This is a genomic window from Sulfuricystis multivorans (assembly GCF_003966565.1).
Taxonomy (GTDB): domain Bacteria; phylum Pseudomonadota; class Gammaproteobacteria; order Burkholderiales; family Rhodocyclaceae; genus Sulfuricystis; species Sulfuricystis multivorans.
Genome location: NZ_AP018718.1, coordinates 1,965,482 through 1,985,720, shown reverse-complemented (window position 1 = coordinate 1,985,720; position 20,239 = coordinate 1,965,482). Strand labels below are relative to the sequence as shown.

Here is a 20,239-nt window from a genome sequence, read left to right as displayed (position 1 = left end):
AATCGCCTTGCGCCCTAATGGACAATCTGGGTTCAAAAGTCTCCCCACAGCGCCTGCAGCGCCGCCAACAGCGCCGCGCCGGCGGTCTCGGTGCGCAGCACGCGCGGGCCAAGGCGCACCCGGGCGAAACCCGCCGCCTGCGCGGCGATGATCTCCCCGTCGTCCCAGCCGCCTTCGGGCCCGACCATCACCACGATCGGCGCCGTGGGCCTCGCTAGCGAGCGGAGCGTGTCCTCGCCTTGTGGCGCGAGCAGCAGACGGCAGGCATTCTGCGCCTGCGCCGTCGCCAGATATTGATGCAGGTCAAGCACCGGCGCGACGATCGGGACACGGTTGCGGCCACATTGTTCGCAGGCCGCGGCGGCGATCGCATTCCAGTGTTGCACGCGGCGTGCCATGCGTTCCAGAGAAAGCCTCATCACGCTGCGCTTCGCGGCGAGCGGCTGGATCGCCGCCACCCCCAGCTCGACGCATTTTTCGACGATCCAGTCCATCTTGTCGCCGGCGGGCAGCGCCTGGGCAAGCGTGACCTGTAAAGGGGATTCGCGCTCGATCGGGTCGAATTCACCCAACAGCGCTTGTGCCGTGCCGCCAGCGCCGACTTTGAGCGTCGCCTGCCACTCGCCGCCATTGCCGTCGAAGAGGATGAGACGATCACCGTTTCTCATGCGCAGCACGCGCAGGGCATGATGGCAAACCGTCTCGGGCAGCTCGACGAGCGCCCCGGGGGCCAGCGGAGGGGGGCAGTGGAAGCGCGGTATCATTGGCTCATTATTTCATAACGATGGAGGCATTATGGTCAGCACCCCCACCCCTGTCTGCGATTTTGGCTGGAAGGCGGTCGATTTCGACCTGCCCGGCGTCGATGGCAAGCGCTACAACCTCGATGCCGTGCGCGGGCAAAACGGCTTGTTGGTGATGTTCATCTGCAACCACTGCCCGTATGTCAAGGCGGTGATCGACCGCATCGTCCGCGACACCAAAGAACTCAAGCAATACGGCATCGGCTCGATCGCGATCATGTCCAACGATCCGACCGACTATCCCGAGGATTCCTGGGACAACATGGTAAAGATCGCCCGCGAGAAGCAGTTTCCCTTCCCCTATGTGCTCGACGAGACACAGGCGGTCGCCCGCGCCTACGGCGCGGTATGCACGCCCGACTTCTTCGGTTTCAATGCCCAGCTCGAGCTGCAATATCGCGGCCGGCTCGACGAGTCGCGCAAGGAGACCGCACCGGAAGGCGTGCGCCGCGACCTGTTCGAGGCGATGAAGCAGATCGCCCAGACCGGGCAGGGCCCGCGCGAGCAGATTCCGAGCATCGGTTGTTCGATCAAGTGGAAAGCCGAATGAAGCGCATCCTGCTCGCCGCGCTGGCGCTGTGCTTTGGCATCTTGCCGGCGCTTGCCGAGGACAACGTGCTGCTGGTACAGCAAGGGGCGCAAGGTTTCGTCGTTTGGCACGGCGAAGGCGAGAGCAAGCTCGACGACGACACGGCCCTCGAGCTGATGGCGAGCGCGACGCCGGAAGGCGGGCCGGAGCGTTCGACCGAGTTCGGCCCGGCGCGCGCCTATGAGCTACCGGAAGGCGTGCTGATCCGGCTGCCGGCCGCAGCGAAAGACCGGGCACTGCTCGTCGACCGCGATGCCTGCGGCCACATCAAGCTCTGGCATGCCGAGGGTGCGACGCGGCTTACCGATGCGCAACTGACCGACATCGTCCTGTCCGCATTGCCCGAAGGTGGGCCGCGGCTGCGTCTCGACGGACTGTATGCCAAGGCTTTCGTCGGCAAGCTCGGCGTGACCGTCACGCTGTGGAAGGCGCCGCCAAGAAAATAGGTGCCCTCTATCCAGCGCTGATTCTCAGTGCGCGGTTTTTCCGCCCATCAGCGCCGGCGCCTCGTCGAGCAGGAAGGCGCGGAAGGCTGCGGCGAGCGGGAGCAGCTCCTTCTCGGCGCGCTGCACGACGAACCAGCGGCGCATCACCGGCGTGCCGGCGACCGGCAGCTGGACCAGCCGGCCGACCTCGCATTCGAGCGCGACGCTGTGCCCAGAGATGAAGGCTAGTCCCAGGCCGGCCATCACGGCCTGTTTGATCGTTTCGTTGTTGCCGGCGAGTTCAAGGAGCTGGCGCGGTGCGATGCCGGCATCGGCAAAGAAGCGTTCCATCGTCGCGCGGGTGCCGGAGCCGGGCTCGCGGATCAGAAAGGTTTCCTCGGCGAGTTCCGCGGCCGTGATGCGCTTGCGCGCGGCGAGCGGATGATCGGGTGCGGCGACGATGACGAGCGGATGATCGGCGAAGGCGGCCGAGACGGTGGCGAATTCCCGTGGCGGCTGACCCATGATCGCCAGATCGATCTCGTTGTCGGCGAGTTGATGCACCACCGTCTCGCGATTGCCGACGCGCAGATCCAGCATGATGCCGTCATGACGACGGCGGAACTCGGCCAAGAGGCGCGGTGCGAAATACTTCGCCGTGCTGACGACGCCGATCGACAGACGGCCGCCCTTGACGCCTTTCAAGGCATCGAGCGCTTCTTCGGCCTCACGCAATTGTTGGGCGATGCGCCGGGCATGACGCGCGACTTCTTCCCCCGCCTGGGTGAGATAGACCTTCTTGCCGATCATCTCGGTGAGCGGCAGTCCTGCCAGCTCTTCGAGCTGCTTGACCTGCATCGACACGGCCGGTTGAGTCAGATGCAGTTCTTCCGCCGCGCGTGAGAACGACAGATGACGCGCGACGGATTCGAAGACTCTGAGCTGGCGCAAGGTGACATGTTTCATTTCATCCACTCCTGGCTGCCGGTGCCGTCTCGCCAGCGCCGATTCTATGCCTGCGATCTTATCATTGGAATAAGAAAACTTGACTGTCACTTATGATTGTGGATGGCTATCTTCCCCGGCATGGAAGCACTGCAAGCCCTGATCTTCGACGTCGATGGCACGCTGGCCGATACCGAGCGCGACGGTCATCGTCTGGCTTTCAATGCCGCGTTCGAGGCGGTCGGTCTGCCCTGGCGCTGGGATGCCGCGCTCTACGGTGAGCTCCTTCAAGTGACCGGCGGCAAGGAACGCATCCGCTACTTCTGCGAAAAATACGCTCCGGAGTTCTTGCGCCGGCCGGATGCCGATGAGGCGATCCGCGCCTTGCATGCCGCGAAGACGAAACACTATCTCGACCTCGTCGCCAAGGGAGGCATCCCATTGCAGCCCGGCGTCGCGCGCTTGATGCGCGAAGCGCGATTGGCGGGGTTACGGCTGGCGATCGCCACGACGACGACGCCCGCGAATGTCACGAGTCTGCTCAAGGCAAGTCTCGCGCCAGAGGCCGAGTCCTGGTTCGAGGTGATCGGCGCCGGCGACGTGGTGCCGAAGAAAAAGCCGGCGCCCGACATCTATCTCTGGGTCCTCGACAAACTGCATCTCCCACCTTCTGCCTGCATCGCTTTCGAGGATTCCGCCAACGGCTTGAGAGCGAGCCTCGCGGCCGGTTTGCCGACCCTGGTGACCGAGAGCGAATACACGCTCGATCACGATTTCACGGGCGCTTTCGCAGTACTCTCCGACCTGGGCGAACCCGACAAACCTTGCGAGGTACGACGTGGCGACATGCATGGCAAGACTTTCGTCGATGTCGAGCTGCTACGCCTCTGGCACGAGGAGATCATCAGAAATCGATGATGGTCACGATAAAAACACGTGACTGTTATTTATGAACCATTTGCTTAAGATGCTTGCATTGTTTCACTGAAAACGACACACCACCACTTACGGAGGAAACCCACGATGGCACTCGATCAATCCAGCCGCTACGCCGATCTCTCGCTCAAGGAAGAAGACCTGATCAAGGGCGGCAAACACATTCTCTGCGCCTACAAGATGAAGCCGAAGGCCGGCTACGGTTATCTCGAGGCCGCCGCGCACTTCGCCGCCGAATCCTCTACCGGCACCAACGTCGAGGTGTGCACCACCGACGATTTCACCAAGGGTGTCGATGCGCTGGTCTATCACATCGATGAAGCCACCGAAGAGATGCGCATCGCTTATCCGCTCGATCTGTTCGACCGCAACGTCACCGACGGTCGCATGATGATGGTCTCGTTCCTGACGCTGACCATCGGCAACAACCAGGGCATGGGCGACATCGAATACGCGAAGATGTATGACTTCTACATGCCCAAGCGCGCCATCGAGCTATTCGACGGCCCGGCCAAGGACATTTCCGACCTGTGGCGCATCCTCGGCCGCCCGATCAAGGATGGCGGCTACATCGCCGGCACGATCATCAAGCCCAAGCTCGGCCTGCGGCCCGAGCCCTTCGCCCAGGCGGCCTATCAATTCTGGCTCGGCGGCGACTTCATCAAGAACGACGAACCGCAGGGCAATCAGGTGTTCTGCCCGATGAAGAAGGTCATCCCGCTCGTCTATGACGCGATGAAGCGCGCGATGGACGAGACCGGCGAGGCGAAAATCTTCTCCGCCAACATCACCGCCGACGATCACGACGAAATGATCGCCCGAGGCGAATACATCCTCGAAACCTTCGGCCCCGATGCCGACAAGGTCGCCTTCCTGGTCGATGGTTACGTCGGCGGCCCCGGCATGATCACGACGGCCCGCCGTTGGTTCCCGAACCAGTATCTGCACTACCACCGTGCCGGTCACGGCGCGGTCACCTCGCCGCAGAGCAAGCGTGGTTACACCGCCTATGTGCTGGCCAAGATGGCCCGCCTGCAAGGCGCCTCCGGCATCCACGTCGGCACGATGGGTTACGGCAAGATGGAGGGAGACAAGGATGACCGTGCGATCGCCTACATCATCGAGCGTGACGAGTTCCAGGGGCCGGCCTACTACCAGAAATGGTATGGCATGAAGCCGACCACGCCGATCATCTCCGGCGGCATGAACGCGCTGAGGCTTCCCGGCTTCTTCGAGAACCTCGGCCACGGCAACGTCATCAACACCGCTGGCGGCGGCTCCTACGGTCACATCGATTCCCCGGCCGCCGGCGCCAAGAGCCTGCGCCAGGCCTACGAGTGCTGGAAGGCCAAGGCCGATCCGATCGAATGGGCGAAGGAACACAAGGAATTCGCCCGCGCCTTCGAATCCTTCCCGCACGATGCCGACAAGCTCTATCCGGGCTGGCGCGAAAAGCTCGGCATCCACAAGTAAGTCGATTTCGGGCACGATCCCCGCTGCGGCGGGGATTTTTCGCTGGCTATTCCTGACTTTTCTGATCGGATAACGGGATGATCGACAAGACGCAATACCTCGTCAAGCAGGAACCCTTCTACCAGCCGCAGGGCAGGGAGGTCGAGCTCTTCACGGCGGCCTATGCCGCGCGTCTACCGGTGATGGTCAAGGGTCCCACCGGCTGCGGCAAGAGCCGCTTCGTCGAATACATGGCCTGGAAGCTCGGCAAGCCCTTGATCACGGTGGCCTGCAACGAGGACATGACGGCTTCCGACCTGGTCGGCCGCTGGCTTTTGGATGCCAATGGCACGCGCTGGCTGGATGGCCCTTTGACCGTCGCGGCACGCATCGGCGCGATCTGTTATCTCGATGAGATCGTCGAAGCGCGCCAGGACACCACGGTCGTCATCCACCCGCTCACCGACCATCGCCGCGTGCTGCCGCTGGACAAGAAGGGCGAACTCGTCGAGGCGCATCCCGATTTCCAGCTGGTGATCTCCTACAACCCCGGCTACCAGTCGTTGATGAAGGACTTGAAGCAATCGACCAAGCAACGCTTTACCGCCTTCGATTTCGACTACCCGCCGCCCGAGCTCGAAACGGCGATCATCGCCAAGGAAACCGGCCTGGCCGAGGGCACGGCGGCGAAGTTGGTGAAGATCGGTCAGGTCGGACGCAATCTCAAAGGACATGGTCTGGATGAGGGCATCTCGACGCGCCTGTTGGTCTATGCCGCGACCTTGATCCGCCGCGGCGTGCCGGAGGTGGATGCCTGTCGCATGGCGCTGGTGCGGCCGATCACCGACGACGCCGACATCCGCGCCACGCTCGACCACGCCATCGACGCCACGTTCGTTTGAGGTGGCTGTGTCGCCCGCCGATCCGGCGCTCTCCGACTACCAGCACCCGCTGATGCGGGAATACTGGGCGCGGCTCGATACGCGCTTTCCGCAAGTCGCCGAGGTATTCGAGGAAATGATGGCGGAGGCCCTGCTCGTCATCGAGCGCTCCGACTTCGATGCCTATCTCGATGCGGCGCGATACCTCGGCAAGCTCGGCCGCGGCCCGGAACCGATGCTGATCTTCCTCGAGGAATGGCCGTCGGTCGTGCGCGCAGTCGGTATGACGGCCTTGCCCGCCGTGATGGACTTCGTGCGGGCGATGCAGAAATCCCCCAACGGCAAGGCGATCGCCGGCTTCCTGCAGACTCTCGCTGCCGTGGCGCGGCGGCTGCAATCGCAGCAACAGCTCGAAGCTTATCTCGCCATCGCGCGCGATCTGATGATGCGTACCACCGGCTCTATCCACGGTCGCCACGCAACCTTCCCAAGCCCGGGGCTGCCGCATTTCTTCGAACAGGCGCCTAGGCTGCTCGATCTACTGAGCCTGAAAGGGCTCAAGAACTGGGTCGAATACGGCATCCGCAACTACAGCCACCATCCGGAACGGCAGGTGGACTATTTCGCGCTGCGGCTGGCCGATAGCAAGGCGGTCTTGCAGCGCGAGCGCCACGGCACTCTGTTCGCCGACGTCGAACGCCAGCTCGATCTCTACTTGCGCGGCTTGTGGCGCGATGCCGACCATCTGGTTCCCTATTCGACCGCCTTCGATGAGCTGCGCAAGCCGCAGCCCTATTACGACAAGCTGGGTTTGCGCGTTCCCGACGTCTATGACGACGCCCGGGGCGTGGCCGGCATCGACCGCTATCGGGCGACGCTGGCTCACATGGTCGGCCACCGCCGTTGGAGCCAGGCCCAGATCGCCGACAACTGGAGCCCGTTCCAGCGGCTGGCCGTCGAGTTCCTCGAAGATGCACGCATCGATTGCTTGCTGATGCGCGAATATCCGGGCCTGGCGCGCATTTTTCTGGCGCTGCATCCAAAGCCGATCGAAGATGCCTGCGATCCAGAAACCACCTCTTGCCTGCGCCATCGGCTGGCGATGCTCTCGCGCGCCTGTCTCGATCCCGACCACGGCTATCGCGATGCGGCGATCCAGGAGACGGTGGCGCGCTTTCATGCGCTGCTGGCAAAGGGCGCATCGAGTACGGCCGCGGTGGCCGAGCTGGCGCTGGCCTACGTCGCAAAGACGCGCCGCCAGAGCGATCAGCTGCCCAAGGTGCGTTTCGAAGACACCGAGGTCGATTACCGCGACGACAACCGGCATCTGTGGCGCTACATCGAGGATTCCGACGACGAGGAGTTCTTCGACGATTCCGACAAGCGGCTGGCGAAGGAGTCCGAAATCCTCGGCCTGCCGCCGCGCCACTATCACGAGTGGGATTACAGCTCGAAGACCTACCGCCCCGACTGGGTGAGTGTCTATGAAACGTTGCATCCGTCGGGCAATCCGGCGGACATCGACCGCTTGCTCGCCAAACATGCCGCGCTCGCCAAGCATCTCAAACGCTTGCTGGATATGCTCAAGCCGCAGGACAAGGTGCGTATCCGCTATCAGGAGGAGGGCAGCGAGCTCGATCTCGACGTGGCGATCCGCTCCTTGATCGACTTCAAGGCCGGCAGCCAGCCCGATCCGCGCATCAACATGAGCCACCGCACCGATGGCCGCGACATCGCCGTGCTATTGCTGGTCGATCTGTCCGAGTCGTTGAACCATAAAGTCGGCGCTGGTGGGACGGCACAGACGATCCTCGAGCTCGGCCAAGAGGCGGTCGCGCTGCTGGCCTGGGCGATCGACCGCTTGGGCGACCCGCTGGCGATCGCCGGGTTTCATTCGAATACGCGCCACGAGGTGCGCTATCTGCACCTCAAGGGTTTTGCGGAGCGTTGGAACGACACGGTGAAAGGGCGCATCGCTGCGATGCAGGCGCGCTTTTCCACCCGTATGGGCGCGGCGCTCAGGCATGCCGGCCATTATCTTTCCGCCCGCAAGGCCGATCGCCGTATCCTGCTCTTGCTCACCGACGGTGAGCCGGCCGACATCGATGTCACCGATGCCGAACATCTGAAAGCGGATGCGAAGAAAGCCGTCGAAGAGCTCGATGCGCAAGGCGTGATCCCTTTCTGCCTATCACTCGATGCCAAGGCCGACGACTACGTGCGCGAAATCTTCGGCCATCGCTGGCGGGTGCTCGACCGGATCGAACGCCTGCCGGAGCAGCTGCCGATGCTCTATCTCGCTTTGACGCGATGAGCGCTGGAATGCTGCGCTGCAGCGGCAATCGTCTTATTCACACCATAAGAAAAAGTGACTTGTCCTTATGGGTGACGTTCTTTAGAGTCCGCTCATCTGCACGGCAGCCCTGCTCGAGTCGGGTTCGAACAGCAGGCCGTCGGCAAACCGTTTCTCCACTCCCTCTGGCGTTTAGCCAGTTTTGCCCCGCCCCCTCCTTTTGGCGGGGGCGGGGATTTTTCTTGGAGCTGAGAAATGCGGCCTGCAGATACTTAAAATAAATCGTTTTTCACTGGCGGCCAACGATTAGGAGGGGAACATGGAAGCAGGGCGCGTCACGCTGTCCCAGTTCATGAACGAGTATCAGCGGAAGATTCCCGGCGCGACCGGGGATTTCACCGGTCTGATCACCGATATCGCGACGGCGAGCAAGGTCATCGCCAATGTCGTCAGCAAGGGCGCGCTGATCGCCGCCGGCAAGGAACTGAACCAGAAACTCGAGGCGCTCGCCAACGACGTGATGCTCCAGGCGGCGATGGCGACCGGGCATCTCGCCGCGATGGCTTCCGAGGATATCGATGGCATCGTCCAGGCCCAGCCGCGCGGCAAGTACCTGTTGGCCTTCGATCCCCTGAACGGCTCGGGCAATCTCGACATCAATTTTCAGACCGGCACGATCTTTTCGATCCTGCGGGCACCCGATCCGAAGCGCAAACCGAAAGAAGAAGATTTCCTGCAGCCGGGCAAGGAGCTGCTTGCCGCCGGCATCGTCCAATATGGCGCGTCGACGCGCCTGATCCTCACCACCGGCCATGGTGTGGATGGCTTCACGCTCGACCGCGAGATCGGCGAGTACATCCTCACCCATCCGCAGATCAGGATTCCTGCCCAGGCCTCGACGTTTGCGATCAACGCGTCGAACGAGAAATACTGGGAGCCGCCGGTGCGGCGTTACGTGCATGAGTGCATGCAGGGCAAGGATGGGCCCCGCGGCAAGGATTTCGGCATGCGCTGGGTCGCCTCCTTGGTCGCCGAGGCTTACCGTATCCTGATGCGCGGCGGCGTGTTCCTCTATCCGCACGACGAGCGCACCCGCGAGCAGGGCGGTCGTCTGGGTCTGATCTATGAGACCAGCCCGATCGCCTTCATCATCGAACAAGCGGGCGGCGCGGCAATCACTGGCCGCAATCCGATTCTCGAAATCAAGCCGAAAGAGCTGCATCAGCGCGCACCGTTCATCTTCGGTTCGAAGGAAGAGGTCGAGCGCATCCACCGCTATCATCAGGAATACATCGAAGGCAAGGACGTGGACAGCTACGATATGCCGCTGTTCTCGACGCGCAGCCTGTTCCGCTAGGATTCGTTTCATTTCTCCAGGAGACGCACATGTCGGTCAAGCACCCCATCATCGCCATCACCGGCTCGTCCGGCGCAGGCACGTCCACGGTGACGAAATCCTTCCAGCATGTTTTTCGCCGTGAAAAGATCACCGCTGCGATCATCGAGGGTGATTCCTTCCACAAATACGACCGCAAGGCCATGAAGGAGGCTGCTGCCAAGGCGGCGGCGGAGGGCAACAACCACTTCAGCCATTTCGGCCCCGATGCCAACGAGCTCGAGCTGCTCGAAGCGCTGTTCAAGCAGTATGGCGAAACCGGTACCGGCAAGCGCCGTTACTACCTGCACAACCACGAGGAAGCCGCGCCCTGGGGACAGGAGCCGGGCACCTTCACGCCCTGGCAGGATCTGCCGCCCTCCGACCTGTTGTTCTATGAAGGCTTGCATGGCGCCGTGGTCACCGACAAGGTGAATGTCGCCCAGCATGCCGACCTCTTGGTCGGCGTGGTGCCGATCATCAACCTCGAATGGATCCAGAAGTTGATCCGCGACAAAGGCGCCCGCGGCTATTCGACCGAGGCGGTGGTCGACACGATCTTGCGCCGCATGCCCGACTACGTGAACTACATCACGCCGCAGTTCTCGCGCACCCACGTGAACTTCCAGCGCGTGCCGACGGTCGATACCTCGAACCCGTTCATCGCCCAGGACATTCCGACGCCGGACGAGAGCTTCGTCGTGATCCGCTTCGCCAACCCGAAGGGCATCGACTTCCCGTATCTGCTGTCGATGATCCACGACTCCTTCATGTCGCGGCCGAACGTCATCGTCGTGCCGGGCGGCAAAATGGAGCTGGCGATGCAGCTGATCTTCACGCCGATGATCCTGCGCCTGATGGAAAACAAGCGTCGCGCGATGGCGATCTGAACCGGAACACGCAAACCACGAACGACGGGAATCGCGCATAATTGCACGTTTGCCCGGGAGGAAACCACATGTCTGCAACCTTCAGCGATTTCGAACCCCCTGTCTTCAACAACCTCACCAGCGCGATTCGTGCCCTTGCGATGGACGCCGTCGAAAAGGCCAAGTCAGGCCATCCCGGCGCGCCGATGGGCATGGCCGAGATCGCCGAGGTGCTGTGGAATCACCATCTGAAACACAATCCGGCCAACCCGAAGTGGCCGAACCGCGATCGCTTCGTGCTCTCCAATGGCCACGGCTCGATGCTGCTCTATGCGCTGTTGCATCTGACCGGCTACGATCTGACGATCGAGGACATCAAGCAGTTCCGCCAGCTGCATAGCAAGACGCCGGGTCACCCGGAATACGGCTATACCCCGGGCGTCGAGACCACCACCGGCCCCCTCGGCCAGGGCATCACCAACGCCGTCGGTATGGCGATGGCAGAAAAACTGCTTGCCGCCGAGTTCAACCGTCCGGGCCACGAGATCGTCGATCACCGCACTTGGGTGTTCCTCGGCGACGGCTGCCTGATGGAGGGGATTTCGCACGAAGCCTGTTCGCTTGCCGGTACCTGGGGGCTGGGCAAACTGACCGCCTTCTGGGACGACAATGGGATCTCGATCGACGGTCACGTCGAAGGCTGGTTCACTGACGACACTTGCAAGCGCTTCGAAGCTTATGGCTGGCACGTGATCCCGAACGTCAATGGTCATGACCCGGAGGCGATCCACAAGGCCATCGAGGAAGCGAAGAGCGTCACCGACCGGCCGACCTTCATCCAGTGCAAGACGATCATCGGCGCGGGCAGCCCGAACAAGGCCGGCACCCACGACGTGCATGGCGCGCCGCTGGGCGAGGCCGAAATCGCTGCCGTCCGTCCGCACATCGGCTGGAACTTCCCACCATTCGAGATCCCGCAGGAAGTCTATGAGGCCTGGGATGCGCGCAAGAAAGGGGCGGCGCTCGAGGAAGATTGGAATCGCAGGTTCGAGCACTACGCGAAGGCCTATCCGGCAGAGGCTGCCGAATTCAAGCGCCGCATGGCCGGCGAGCTGCCCGCCAACTGGCCCGAGATCGCGCGGCAAGCCATCGAGGCGATCAACGCCAAGGCCGAGACCGTCGCGACGCGCAAGGCAAGCCAGATCGCGATCAATGCACTGGCGCCGCATCTTCCCGAATTCGTCGGCGGCTCGGCCGATCTGACCGGCTCGAACCTGACCAATTGGAGCGGCTGCAAGCACGTCTTCCAGAAGCAGCCGGGCAACTACATCTCGTATGGCGTGCGCGAATTCGGCATGGCGCACATCATGAACGGCATGGCGCTGCATGGCGGCATCCTGCCCTTCGGCGGCACCTTCCTGATGTTCTCCGAATACATGAGGAACGCCATCCGCATGTCGGCGCTGATGAAGCAGCGCGTGATCTACGTATTTACGCATGATTCGATCGGTCTCGGCGAAGATGGCCCGACGCACCAACCGATCGAGCAGATCGCTACGCTGCGTATGATCCCGAACATGGACGTCTGGCGGCCGTGCGATACCGTCGAGACCATCGTCGCCTGGACAAAGGCCGTCGAGAAGCAAAACGGCCCCACCGCGCTGTGCCTGTCGCGTCAGAATCTGCCGTTCATCAAGCGCGATGCCACCACCATCGCGCTGATCGAGAAGGGCGGTTACATCCTTTCGCCAGCCAATGGAAATGTGCGGGCCGTGATCATCGCCACCGGCTCCGAAGTCGATCTGGCCTTGAAAGCCCAGGAGGCGCTGGCGCAGCAGGAGATCCACGTCAATGTCGTATCGATGCCTTCGACCAACGTGTTCGACCGTCAGGATCAGGCCTACAAGGACAGCGTGCTGCCCCCTGGCCTGCCGAAGATCGTCGTCGAGGCCGGTGTCACCGACGGCTGGTGGAAATACATCCGCGGCGAGGGTGCCGTGATCGGCATCGACCGTTTCGGCGAATCTGCGCCGGCGGGTGTGTTGTTCAAGGAGTTCGGTTTCACCGTCGCAAACGTCGTGAAGGCCGTCGAGCAATTCATCTGATTCCCATTGATCAACAAGGAGAACCTCTCATGACCATCAAAGTCGGTATCAACGGATTCGGCCGCATCGGCCGCATGGCTTTTCGCGCCATCGCCAAGGAATTTCCTCAGCTCGAGGTCGTCGCCATCAATGACCTGCTCGAGCCTGGCTATCTCGCCTACATGCTCAAGTATGACTCCGTGCATGGCCGCTTCAATGGCGATATCGCCGTCGAGGGCAATCATCTGGTGGTCAATGGCAAGAAAATCCGCCTGACCGCGGAGAAAGATCCTGCCAACCTCAAGTGGGGCGAGGTCGGCGTCGATGTCGTGATCGAATCCACCGGTTTCTTCCTGACCAAGGAAACCTGCCAGAAGCATCTGGATGCGGGTGCGAAGAAAGTCGTTCAATCCGCACCGTCCAAGGATGACACGCCGATGTTCGTCTATGGCGTCAATCACGAAAAATATGCCGGCGAGACCATCGTCTCGGCCGCCTCCTGCACCACCAACTGCCTGGCGCCGGTGGCCAAGGTGCTGCACGACAAGTTTGGCATCAAGCGCGGTCTGATGAGCACCGTGCATGCCGCCACCGCGACGCAAAAGACCGTCGATGGCCCATCCTCGAAGGATTGGCGTGGCGGTCGCGGTATTCTCGAGAACATCATCCCCTCCTCGACCGGCGCTGCCAAGGCCGTCGGCAAAGTCATCCCCGAGCTCAACAAGAAGCTCACCGGGATGGCCTTCCGCGTGCCAACCTCCGACGTCTCCGTGGTCGACCTCACCGTCGAGCTCCTCAAGGAAGCCACTTACGAAGACATCTGCAAGGCGATGAAGGAAGCCTCGGAATCCGGCCCGCTGAAGGGTGTGCTCGCCTACACCGACGAGAAGGTCGTGTCGACCGACTTCCGCGGCTGCGCCCAGCCCTCGATCTTCGATGCCGAAGCCGGCATCCAGCTCGACCCGACCTTCGTCAAGGTCGTTGCCTGGTATGACAACGAGTACGGCTACACCTGCAACATGTTGCGCTTCGTCCAGCACGTCGCCAGCAAGTAACAAGGCAGCCACAGAGATCCGCCATCCAAGCGTTGCGCTGTCATCACGGCGCAGCGCTTCAGTGGTTGATTTCGAAAAAGACTCGGGAGACAAACATGGCCAAATTCATCCGCATGACCGACCTCGATCTCAAGGGCAAGCGCGTCTTCATCCGCGCCGACCTGAACGTGCCTGTCAAGGACGGCAAGGTGACCTCCGACGCACGCATCACCGCCTCGCTGCCGACCATCGAATTCGCGCTGCAGGCCGGCGCCCGGGTGATGGTGACCTCGCATCTGGGCCGGCCGACCGAAGGCGAGTTCAAGCCCGAAGATTCCCTGGCGCCGGTCGCCGAGGTGATGTCCGCGAAGCTCGGCAAGCCGGTGCGCCTGATCCAGAACTGGGTCGATGGCGGTTTCGACGTGGCCGAAGGCGAAGTCGTGCTGTTGGAGAACTGCCGCGTCAATAAGGGCGAGAAGAAGAACCTCGAAGAGACCGCGAAGAAATACGCCGCGCTGTGCGACGTATTCGTCATGGATGCCTTCGGCACCGCCCACCGCGCCGAAGCCTCGACCTACGGCATCGCGCAATTCGCGCCGGTGGCCTGCGCCGGCATCCTCGTCTCCCAAGAGCTCGAAGCGCTCGACAAGGCGCTCGCCAATCCGGCGCGGCCGATGGTCGCCATCGTCGGCGGCTCGAAGGTTTCCACCAAGCTGACCGTGCTCGAAGCGCTGTCCGAAAAGGTCGATCAACTGGTCGTCGGCGGCGGCATCGCCAACACCTTCCTTGCCGCGACCGGCAAGAACGTCGGCAAGTCGCTGTGCGAGCACGAGCTGATCCCGACGGCCAAGGCGCTGATCGAGAAAATGGAAAAGCGCGGCGCTTCGATCCCGATCGCCGTCGATGTCGTCGTCGGCAAGAAGTTCGACGCCAACGAGCCGGCGGTGCTGAAGAACGCCGATGAAGTGGCGGAGGACGACATGATCTTCGACATCGGCCCGCGAAGCGCCCAGCAGCTTGCCGACATCATCATGACGGCGGGCACCGTGGTCTGGAACGGCCCGGTCGGTGTGTTCGAATTCGATCAGTTCGGCAATGGCACCAAGAAGCTCGCCGAGGCGATCGCCGCCACCCAGGCCTTTACGCTCGCTGGCGGTGGCGACACGATCGCCGCGATCCAGAAGTACGGGATTTACGACAAGGTATCCTACATCTCCACCGCCGGCGGCGCCTTCCTCGAATATCTCGAAGGCAAAGTGCTGCCGGCCGTCGAGATTCTCGAAAAGCGCGCCCAAGGCTGAAACCATCCGCACAAATGGGCCGCCGCCGTGCGGCCCGTCACCGCTCCCATGCAACGTGCCACCAAAATCGTCGCGACGCTCGGCCCGGCCTCAACCGATGCCGAGACGATCGACAGGCTGGTTGTCGCTGGTATCGACATCGTACGCCTGAACTTTTCGCACGGCAGTCTCGACGATCACCGCCAGCGTCTCGAACGCTTGCATGAAGCCTCGCGCAAGCATGGCCGCACCATCGCGGTGATGGCCGACCTGCAAGGGCCGAAGATTCGCATCGGCAAATTCGCCGGCAGCAAGATCGTGCTCAAGCCGGGCCAGCGCTTCATTCTCGATGCCGAATGCACGCTGGGCGATAGCGAGCGTGTCGGTCTCGATTACCCTGAACTGGTCGACGATGTCGTGCCGGGCGATATCCTGCTGCTCGACGACGGCCGCATCGTGATGGAGGTGCAATCCGTCCAGGACGCCGAGATCCACTGCGTGGTGCGTCAGGGCGGCGAGCTGTCGAACAACAAGGGCATCAACAAGCAGGGCGGTGGGCTTTCCGCGCCCGCGCTGACGCCCAAGGACATGGAAGACATCCAGAACGCGGCGATGCTCCAGGTCGACTACGTCGCCGTCTCGTTTCCGAAGAGCGGTGCCGATCTGCGTCTGGCGCGCAAGCTGCTCGGCAAGGCGGGCTCCCAGGCATTGGTGATCGCCAAGATCGAGCGCCGCGAGGCGATCGACAACCTCGACGATATCCTCAATGCCTGTGACGGCGTGATGGTGGCGCGCGGCGATCTGGCCGTCGAGGTCGGCGATGCCGCCGTGCCTGCGCTGCAGAAAAAAATCATCCGCCAAGCGCGCGCAATGAACAAGTTCGCGATTACCGCCACGCAGATGATGGAATCGATGATCCACTCGCCGGTGCCGACGCGCGCGGAAGTTTCCGACGTCGCCAATGCGGTGCTCGATGGCACCGATGCGGTGATGCTCTCCGGCGAGACCGCTGCCGGCGAATATCCGGTAGCGACCGTGCAGGCAATGGCGCGCATCTGTTACGAGGCAGAAAAATCGATGGATCCGGCCGCGCTCGATCGCCATTTCCTCGATCTGGTGTTCACGCGCATCGATCAGTCGATCGCGATGGCCGCGCTGTTTATTGCCCACCACCTGAAAGTGAAGGCGATCGCCGCACTGACGCAGACCGGCTCCACCGCGCTGTGGATTTCCCGGCTCAGTTGCAATGTACCGATCTATGCCTTGACGAACGACATCCGCACGCGTTACAAAGTCAGTGTCTATCGCGGCGTCTATCCGCTGATGACCCGTTACCAGGGACACGATCGCGACGAGCAACTGTTCGAAGCGGAGGAAGAGCTGATCCGTGCCGGCGCCGTCGAGGTGGGCGATCTGATCGTCATCACCTGCGGCGAGCCGATCGGCCAGCCCGGCGGCACGAATACCCTGAAAATCGTTCGGGTCGGCGAGCACCGGCCCGCCTAGTCAACCGTATCGCAACCCAATCGAAGAGGAGACTTCCATGCCACTCGTATCCATGCGCCAACTGCTGGACCATGCCGCCGAACACGGCTATGGTCTGCCCGCCTTCAACGTCAACAATCTCGAACAGATCCAGGCCATCATGGAGGCCGCCGAGGAAACCAACAGCCCGGTGATCATGCAAGGCTCGGCCGGCGCGCGTAAATACGCCGGCGAAGCCTACTTGCGCAAGCTGATCGAGGCCGCGATCGAGACCCACCCCGACATCCCGATCGTGATGCACCAGGACCACGGCGCGAGCCCGGCGATCTGCATCCAGGCGATCCGCTCGGGCTTTTCCAGCGTGATGATGGATGGCTCGCTGATGGAAGATGCGAAGACGCCCTCCACCTTCCAGTACAACGTCGAGGTCACCCGCAAGGTGGTCGAGATGTCGCACGCGATCGGTGTTTCCGTCGAGGGCGAGCTGGGCTGTCTGGGGTCGCTCGAGACCGGTCAGGGCGAGAAGGAAGACGGCCACGGCGCCGAAGGCAAGCTCTCGCACGACCAGCTGCTCACCGATCCGAACGAAGCCGCCGAGTTCGTCAAACTCACCGGCGTCGATGCGCTGGCGATCGCGATCGGCACCTCGCACGGCGCCTACAAGTTCACCCGTCCGCCCACGGGCGCTGTGCTCAGGATCGACCGCATCAAGGAAATCCATGCCAAGCTTCCCAACACCCACCTGGTGATGCATGGCTCATCGAGCGTGCCGCAGGACTGGCTGAAGATCATCAACGAGAACGGCGGCGAGATGGGCGCCACCTACGGCGTGCCGGTCGAGGAAATCGTCGAAGGCATCAAGAACGGGGTACGCAAAGTGAACATCGACACCGATCTGCGCATGGCCTCCACCGGTGCGATCCGTCGTTATCTCAACACCGACCGCAAGAACTTCGACCCGCGCAAGTATCTCGCCGAAGCCCGCAAGGCGATGAAAGAAATCTGCAAGGCGCGTTACGAAGCGTTTGGTTGCGCCGGCATGGCGAGCAAGATCAAGGCGATCCCGCTCGAAAAGATGGCCGAGCGTTACAAGAAGGGCGAGCTGACTGCAGTGATCAAGTAAGACTCAAGTAAGACGCACCATTCGCATCACGGGGCCGCGTCAGCGGCCCTTTTGTTTCACATTCCGAACAGCCGCGAAAGTTCCGCCCCCGGAGAGGGTGCGCGCATGAAGGCTTCGCCGACCAGGAAGGCATGCACACCCTGGGCCTTCATCGATGCGACGTCGGCGGGGGTCTGGATGCCGGATTCGGTGACGACGATGCGATCGGCTGGGATGCGGGAAAGCTGTGAGAGCGTGGTATCGAGGCTCACCTCGAAAGTGCGCAGATTGCGGTTGTTGATGCCGATGAGCGGTGTCTCAAGTCGAAGCGCCCGGTCGATTTCGCCGGCATCGTGGCTTTCCACCAGCACCGCCATCCCTAGGCTGAAGGCGATTTCTTCGAGTTCCGCCATCTGCGAGTCTTCGAGTGCGGCGACGATCAAGAGGATCGCATCCGCCCCCATCGCACGGGCTTCATAGACCTGATACGGGTCGATCACGAAATCCTTGCGCAGCACCGGCAAGCTGCAGGCGGCCCGTGCCTGTTGCAGATATTCGGGCGCGCCTTGGAAGAATCGCCGGTCGGTGAGCACCGATAGACAGGTAGCGCCATGCCTTTCATAGTCGGCGGCGATCTGGGCGGGATGGAAGTCCGGACGGATCACGCCTTGCGAGGGGCTGGCCTTCTTGATCTCGGCGATGACTGCCGTCCCGCCAGCGCCGACTGTCCGAGGCGAGTCGGCGCCCGGCAGGACGTTACCATTTCCACCAGCGCCGATTTTCGTGCGCATGCTGCCGACGAAGTCGCGCGGCGCGGGCTGCGCCCGTGCTTCGTCACGGATCGCAGCAAAGGGTTTGGCGGCTTTCGCGGCGGCGACTTCCTCGCGCTTGACGGCGAGGATCCTGTTCAGGATGTCGCTCATAACGAATTCGTGACGCGAACAAATGCCTCGAGCTTCGCCAGGGCACGGCCGCTTTCGATCGTCTCGCGTGCGATGGCGATGCCGGCACCGATGTCCGGGGCTAGATTGGCGGCGTACAGGGCCGCGCCGGCATTGAGGCAGACGATCTCCAGCGCCGGGCCGGGCTGGTTCTTCAACACGCCGAGGATGCGTCCCTTCGATTCGGCGGCATCCGCGACGCGCAGGTTGCGGGTGGCGATCATCTGCATGCCGAAGTCTTCGGGATGGATTTCGTATTCGCGGATCTCGCCGTCCTTCAGTTCGCCGACCAGTGTTGCGGCGCCGAGCGAGATTTCATCCATGCCATCCTTGCCGTGGACGACCAACACGTGCTGGGCGCCGAGCTCTTTCATCACGCGCACGCAGATGCCGACCAGATCCGGATGGAACACGCCGAGCAGCGAGTTGGGTGCGCTCGCCGGATTGGTGAGCGGCCCGAGGATGTTGAAGATCGTGCGCACGCCCATCTCGCGGCGCACGGGCGCTACGTTCTTCATCGCCGGATGGTGATTGGGCGCGAACATGAAGCCCATGCCGGTTTGTTTGATGCACTCGGCGACCTGCGGCGCCAGGAGATCGATCTTCGCGCCCAGCGCTTCGAGAACGTCGGCGGCGCCGGATTTCGACGAGACGCCGCGGTTGCCGTGCTTGGCTACCGTCGCCCCGGCTGCGGCGGCGACGAACGCCGCGGCGGTCGAGATGTTGAAGGTGTGCGAAGCATCGCCGCCGGTGCCGACGATATCGACGAAATGCGAGTTGGGGGGCACGTCGACCTTCGTGGCGAGCTCGCGCATCACCTTCGCGGCGGCGGTGATCTCGCCGATGGTTTCTTTCTTGACGCGTAAGCCCGTGAGGATCGCGGCGATCATCACCGGCGAGACCTCGCCCTTCATGATCTGCCGCATCAAGTGCAGCATCTCGTCGTGGAAGATCTCGCGGTGCTCGATGGTGCGCTGGAGCGCTTGTTGTGGCGTGATCATGTCATTTCCCTTCGAGGAAGTTCTTGAGTAGTCGATAGCCATGCTCGGTCATGATGGATTCGGGATGGAATTGCACGCCCTGGATGGCGAATGCCTTGTGACGCACGCCCATGATCTCGCCGTCGTCGGTCCAGGCGGTGACTTCGAGACAGCCGGGCAGCGTCTCACGACGGATCGCCAGCGAATGGTAGCGCGTGGCGTTGAAAGGATTGGGCAGACCACTGAAGATGCCGACATCGGCGTGATGCACCGGCGAAATCTTGCCGTGCATCAGTTGCTTGGCGTGCACGATCTCGCCGCCAAAGGCATAGCCGATGCTCTGGTGCCCGAGACAGACGCCGAGGATCGGCAGCTTGCCGGCGAACGTCCTGATCGCATCGACCGAGATGCCCGCTTCCTTCGGCGAGCAGGGCCCCGGCGAGATCACCAGGTAATCGGGCGCCATCGCGGCGATCTCTTCGAGCGTGATCGCATCATTGCGGAACACCCGCACCGGCTCACCCAACTCACCGAAATACTGCACGAGGTTGTAGGTGAAAGAGTCGTAATTGTCGATCATCAGCAGCATGGGGTGGCGCCTTTCGTGCGCGTCGGGATGTAACAGGCTGTTGAAAAACTACTGCGGTGGCCATCTGCGGCGTTGCGCGGTGTTGGCTTCGGCCGCTTCGCTTAACCTCGGTCGGCAAAACCGAGGTTAGCCTTCGCCGCAACTTCGTTGTCGCTCCCTCGCCTATCTGTTTGATA

The 20,239-nt window shown here is 62.3% G+C and carries 18 protein-coding genes; 13 read left to right on the top strand and 5 right to left on the bottom strand.

Translation table 11 applies throughout. The annotated features are described in order from the left end of the window. Positions 1-32: 32 nt before the first annotated feature. Entirely contained in the window at positions 33-764 is a 732-nt protein-coding gene (locus EL335_RS09970) for a 16S rRNA (uracil(1498)-N(3))-methyltransferase (protein WP_126446508.1), read from the bottom strand. 31 nt (positions 765-795) lie between these two features. Here EL335_RS09970 and EL335_RS09965 point away from each other — a divergent pair, with 31 nt between their 5' ends. Together EL335_RS09965 and EL335_RS09960 are read left to right on the top strand one after the other, a co-directional pair. Next, positions 796-1,353: a thioredoxin family protein gene (locus EL335_RS09965; protein WP_126446506.1), complete on the top strand. Its 558-nt coding sequence runs from the start codon at positions 796-798 to the stop codon at positions 1,351-1,353. Then, the gene (locus EL335_RS09960) at positions 1,350-1,838 is read left to right on the top strand and encodes a hypothetical protein (protein ID WP_126446504.1); all 489 of its coding nucleotides are present in this window, start codon (positions 1,350-1,352) and stop codon (positions 1,836-1,838) included. Before EL335_RS09965 ends, EL335_RS09960 begins: the two co-directional genes overlap by 4 nt. Before the next feature lie 24 nt (positions 1,839-1,862). Here the strand turns inward: EL335_RS09960 and EL335_RS09955 are convergent, their stop codons facing one another. After that, positions 1,863-2,783, bottom strand: coding sequence for a LysR family transcriptional regulator (locus EL335_RS09955; protein WP_126446502.1), 921 nt, complete (start codon positions 2,781-2,783; stop codon positions 1,863-1,865). A 102-nt stretch (positions 2,784-2,885) separates the two neighbouring features. Between EL335_RS09955 and EL335_RS09950 the strand changes: the two genes are divergently transcribed. The 11 genes from EL335_RS09950 to fba all read left to right on the top strand — a co-directional run bounded on the left by EL335_RS09950 (position 2,886) and on the right by fba (position 17,574). Further along, positions 2,886-3,680, top strand: coding sequence for an HAD family hydrolase (locus EL335_RS09950; protein WP_284155326.1), 795 nt, complete (start codon positions 2,886-2,888; stop codon positions 3,678-3,680). Positions 3,681-3,785: 105 nt separating this feature from the next. After that, positions 3,786-5,171, top strand: coding sequence for a ribulose-bisphosphate carboxylase (locus EL335_RS09945; RefSeq protein WP_126446500.1), 1,386 nt, complete (start codon positions 3,786-3,788; stop codon positions 5,169-5,171). Between the two features lie 77 nt (positions 5,172-5,248). Beyond that, positions 5,249-6,052, top strand: coding sequence for a CbbQ/NirQ/NorQ/GpvN family protein (locus EL335_RS09940; protein WP_126446498.1), 804 nt, complete (start codon positions 5,249-5,251; stop codon positions 6,050-6,052). A gap of 7 nt (positions 6,053-6,059) precedes the next feature. Continuing rightward, on the top strand, positions 6,060-8,345 hold the full coding sequence (locus tag EL335_RS09935; protein ID WP_348541415.1) for a nitric oxide reductase activation protein NorD: 2,286 nt from the start codon (positions 6,060-6,062) through the stop codon (positions 8,343-8,345). Between the two features lie 298 nt (positions 8,346-8,643). Continuing rightward, entirely contained in the window at positions 8,644-9,681 is a 1,038-nt protein-coding gene (locus EL335_RS09930; protein WP_126446496.1) for a class 1 fructose-bisphosphatase, read from the top strand. Between the two features lie 29 nt (positions 9,682-9,710). Continuing rightward, on the top strand, positions 9,711-10,589 hold the full coding sequence (locus EL335_RS09925; RefSeq protein WP_126446494.1) for a phosphoribulokinase: 879 nt from the start codon (positions 9,711-9,713) through the stop codon (positions 10,587-10,589). Between the two features lie 68 nt (positions 10,590-10,657). Continuing rightward, positions 10,658-12,673, top strand: coding sequence for a transketolase (gene tkt, locus EL335_RS09920; RefSeq protein WP_126446492.1), 2,016 nt, complete (start codon positions 10,658-10,660; stop codon positions 12,671-12,673). 29 nt (positions 12,674-12,702) lie between these two features. Next, positions 12,703-13,707: a type I glyceraldehyde-3-phosphate dehydrogenase gene (gap, locus tag EL335_RS09915; protein WP_126446490.1), complete on the top strand. Its 1,005-nt coding sequence runs from the start codon at positions 12,703-12,705 to the stop codon at positions 13,705-13,707. Positions 13,708-13,802: 95 nt separating this feature from the next. Next, on the top strand, positions 13,803-14,987 hold the full coding sequence (locus tag EL335_RS09910; RefSeq protein WP_126446489.1) for a phosphoglycerate kinase: 1,185 nt from the start codon (positions 13,803-13,805) through the stop codon (positions 14,985-14,987). Between the two features lie 48 nt (positions 14,988-15,035). Next, positions 15,036-16,472 (top strand): pyruvate kinase, encoded by a 1,437-nt coding sequence (gene pyk, locus EL335_RS09905; RefSeq protein WP_126446487.1) that lies wholly within the window; start codon positions 15,036-15,038, stop codon positions 16,470-16,472. 37 nt (positions 16,473-16,509) lie between these two features. Beyond that, complete coding sequence (fba, locus tag EL335_RS09900; RefSeq protein WP_126446485.1) at positions 16,510-17,574, top strand: class II fructose-bisphosphate aldolase; 1,065 nt, start codon at positions 16,510-16,512, stop codon at positions 17,572-17,574. Between the two features lie 56 nt (positions 17,575-17,630). Here fba and trpC read toward each other — a convergent pair whose 3' ends face one another. From trpC to EL335_RS09885, 3 genes are read right to left on the bottom strand one after another with little or no spacing between them, the layout of a single operon-like run. Continuing rightward, positions 17,631-18,476 (bottom strand): indole-3-glycerol phosphate synthase TrpC, encoded by an 846-nt coding sequence (gene trpC, locus EL335_RS09895; protein ID WP_126446483.1) that lies wholly within the window; start codon positions 18,474-18,476, stop codon positions 17,631-17,633. Further along, entirely contained in the window at positions 18,473-19,495 is a 1,023-nt protein-coding gene (gene trpD, locus EL335_RS09890) for an anthranilate phosphoribosyltransferase (RefSeq protein WP_126446481.1), read from the bottom strand. The genes trpC and trpD overlap by 4 nt, the downstream gene beginning before the upstream one ends. Position 19,496: 1 nt before the next feature. Next, entirely contained in the window at positions 19,497-20,063 is a 567-nt protein-coding gene (locus EL335_RS09885) for an anthranilate synthase component II (protein WP_126446479.1), read from the bottom strand. Positions 20,064-20,239 lie beyond the last annotated feature (176 nt).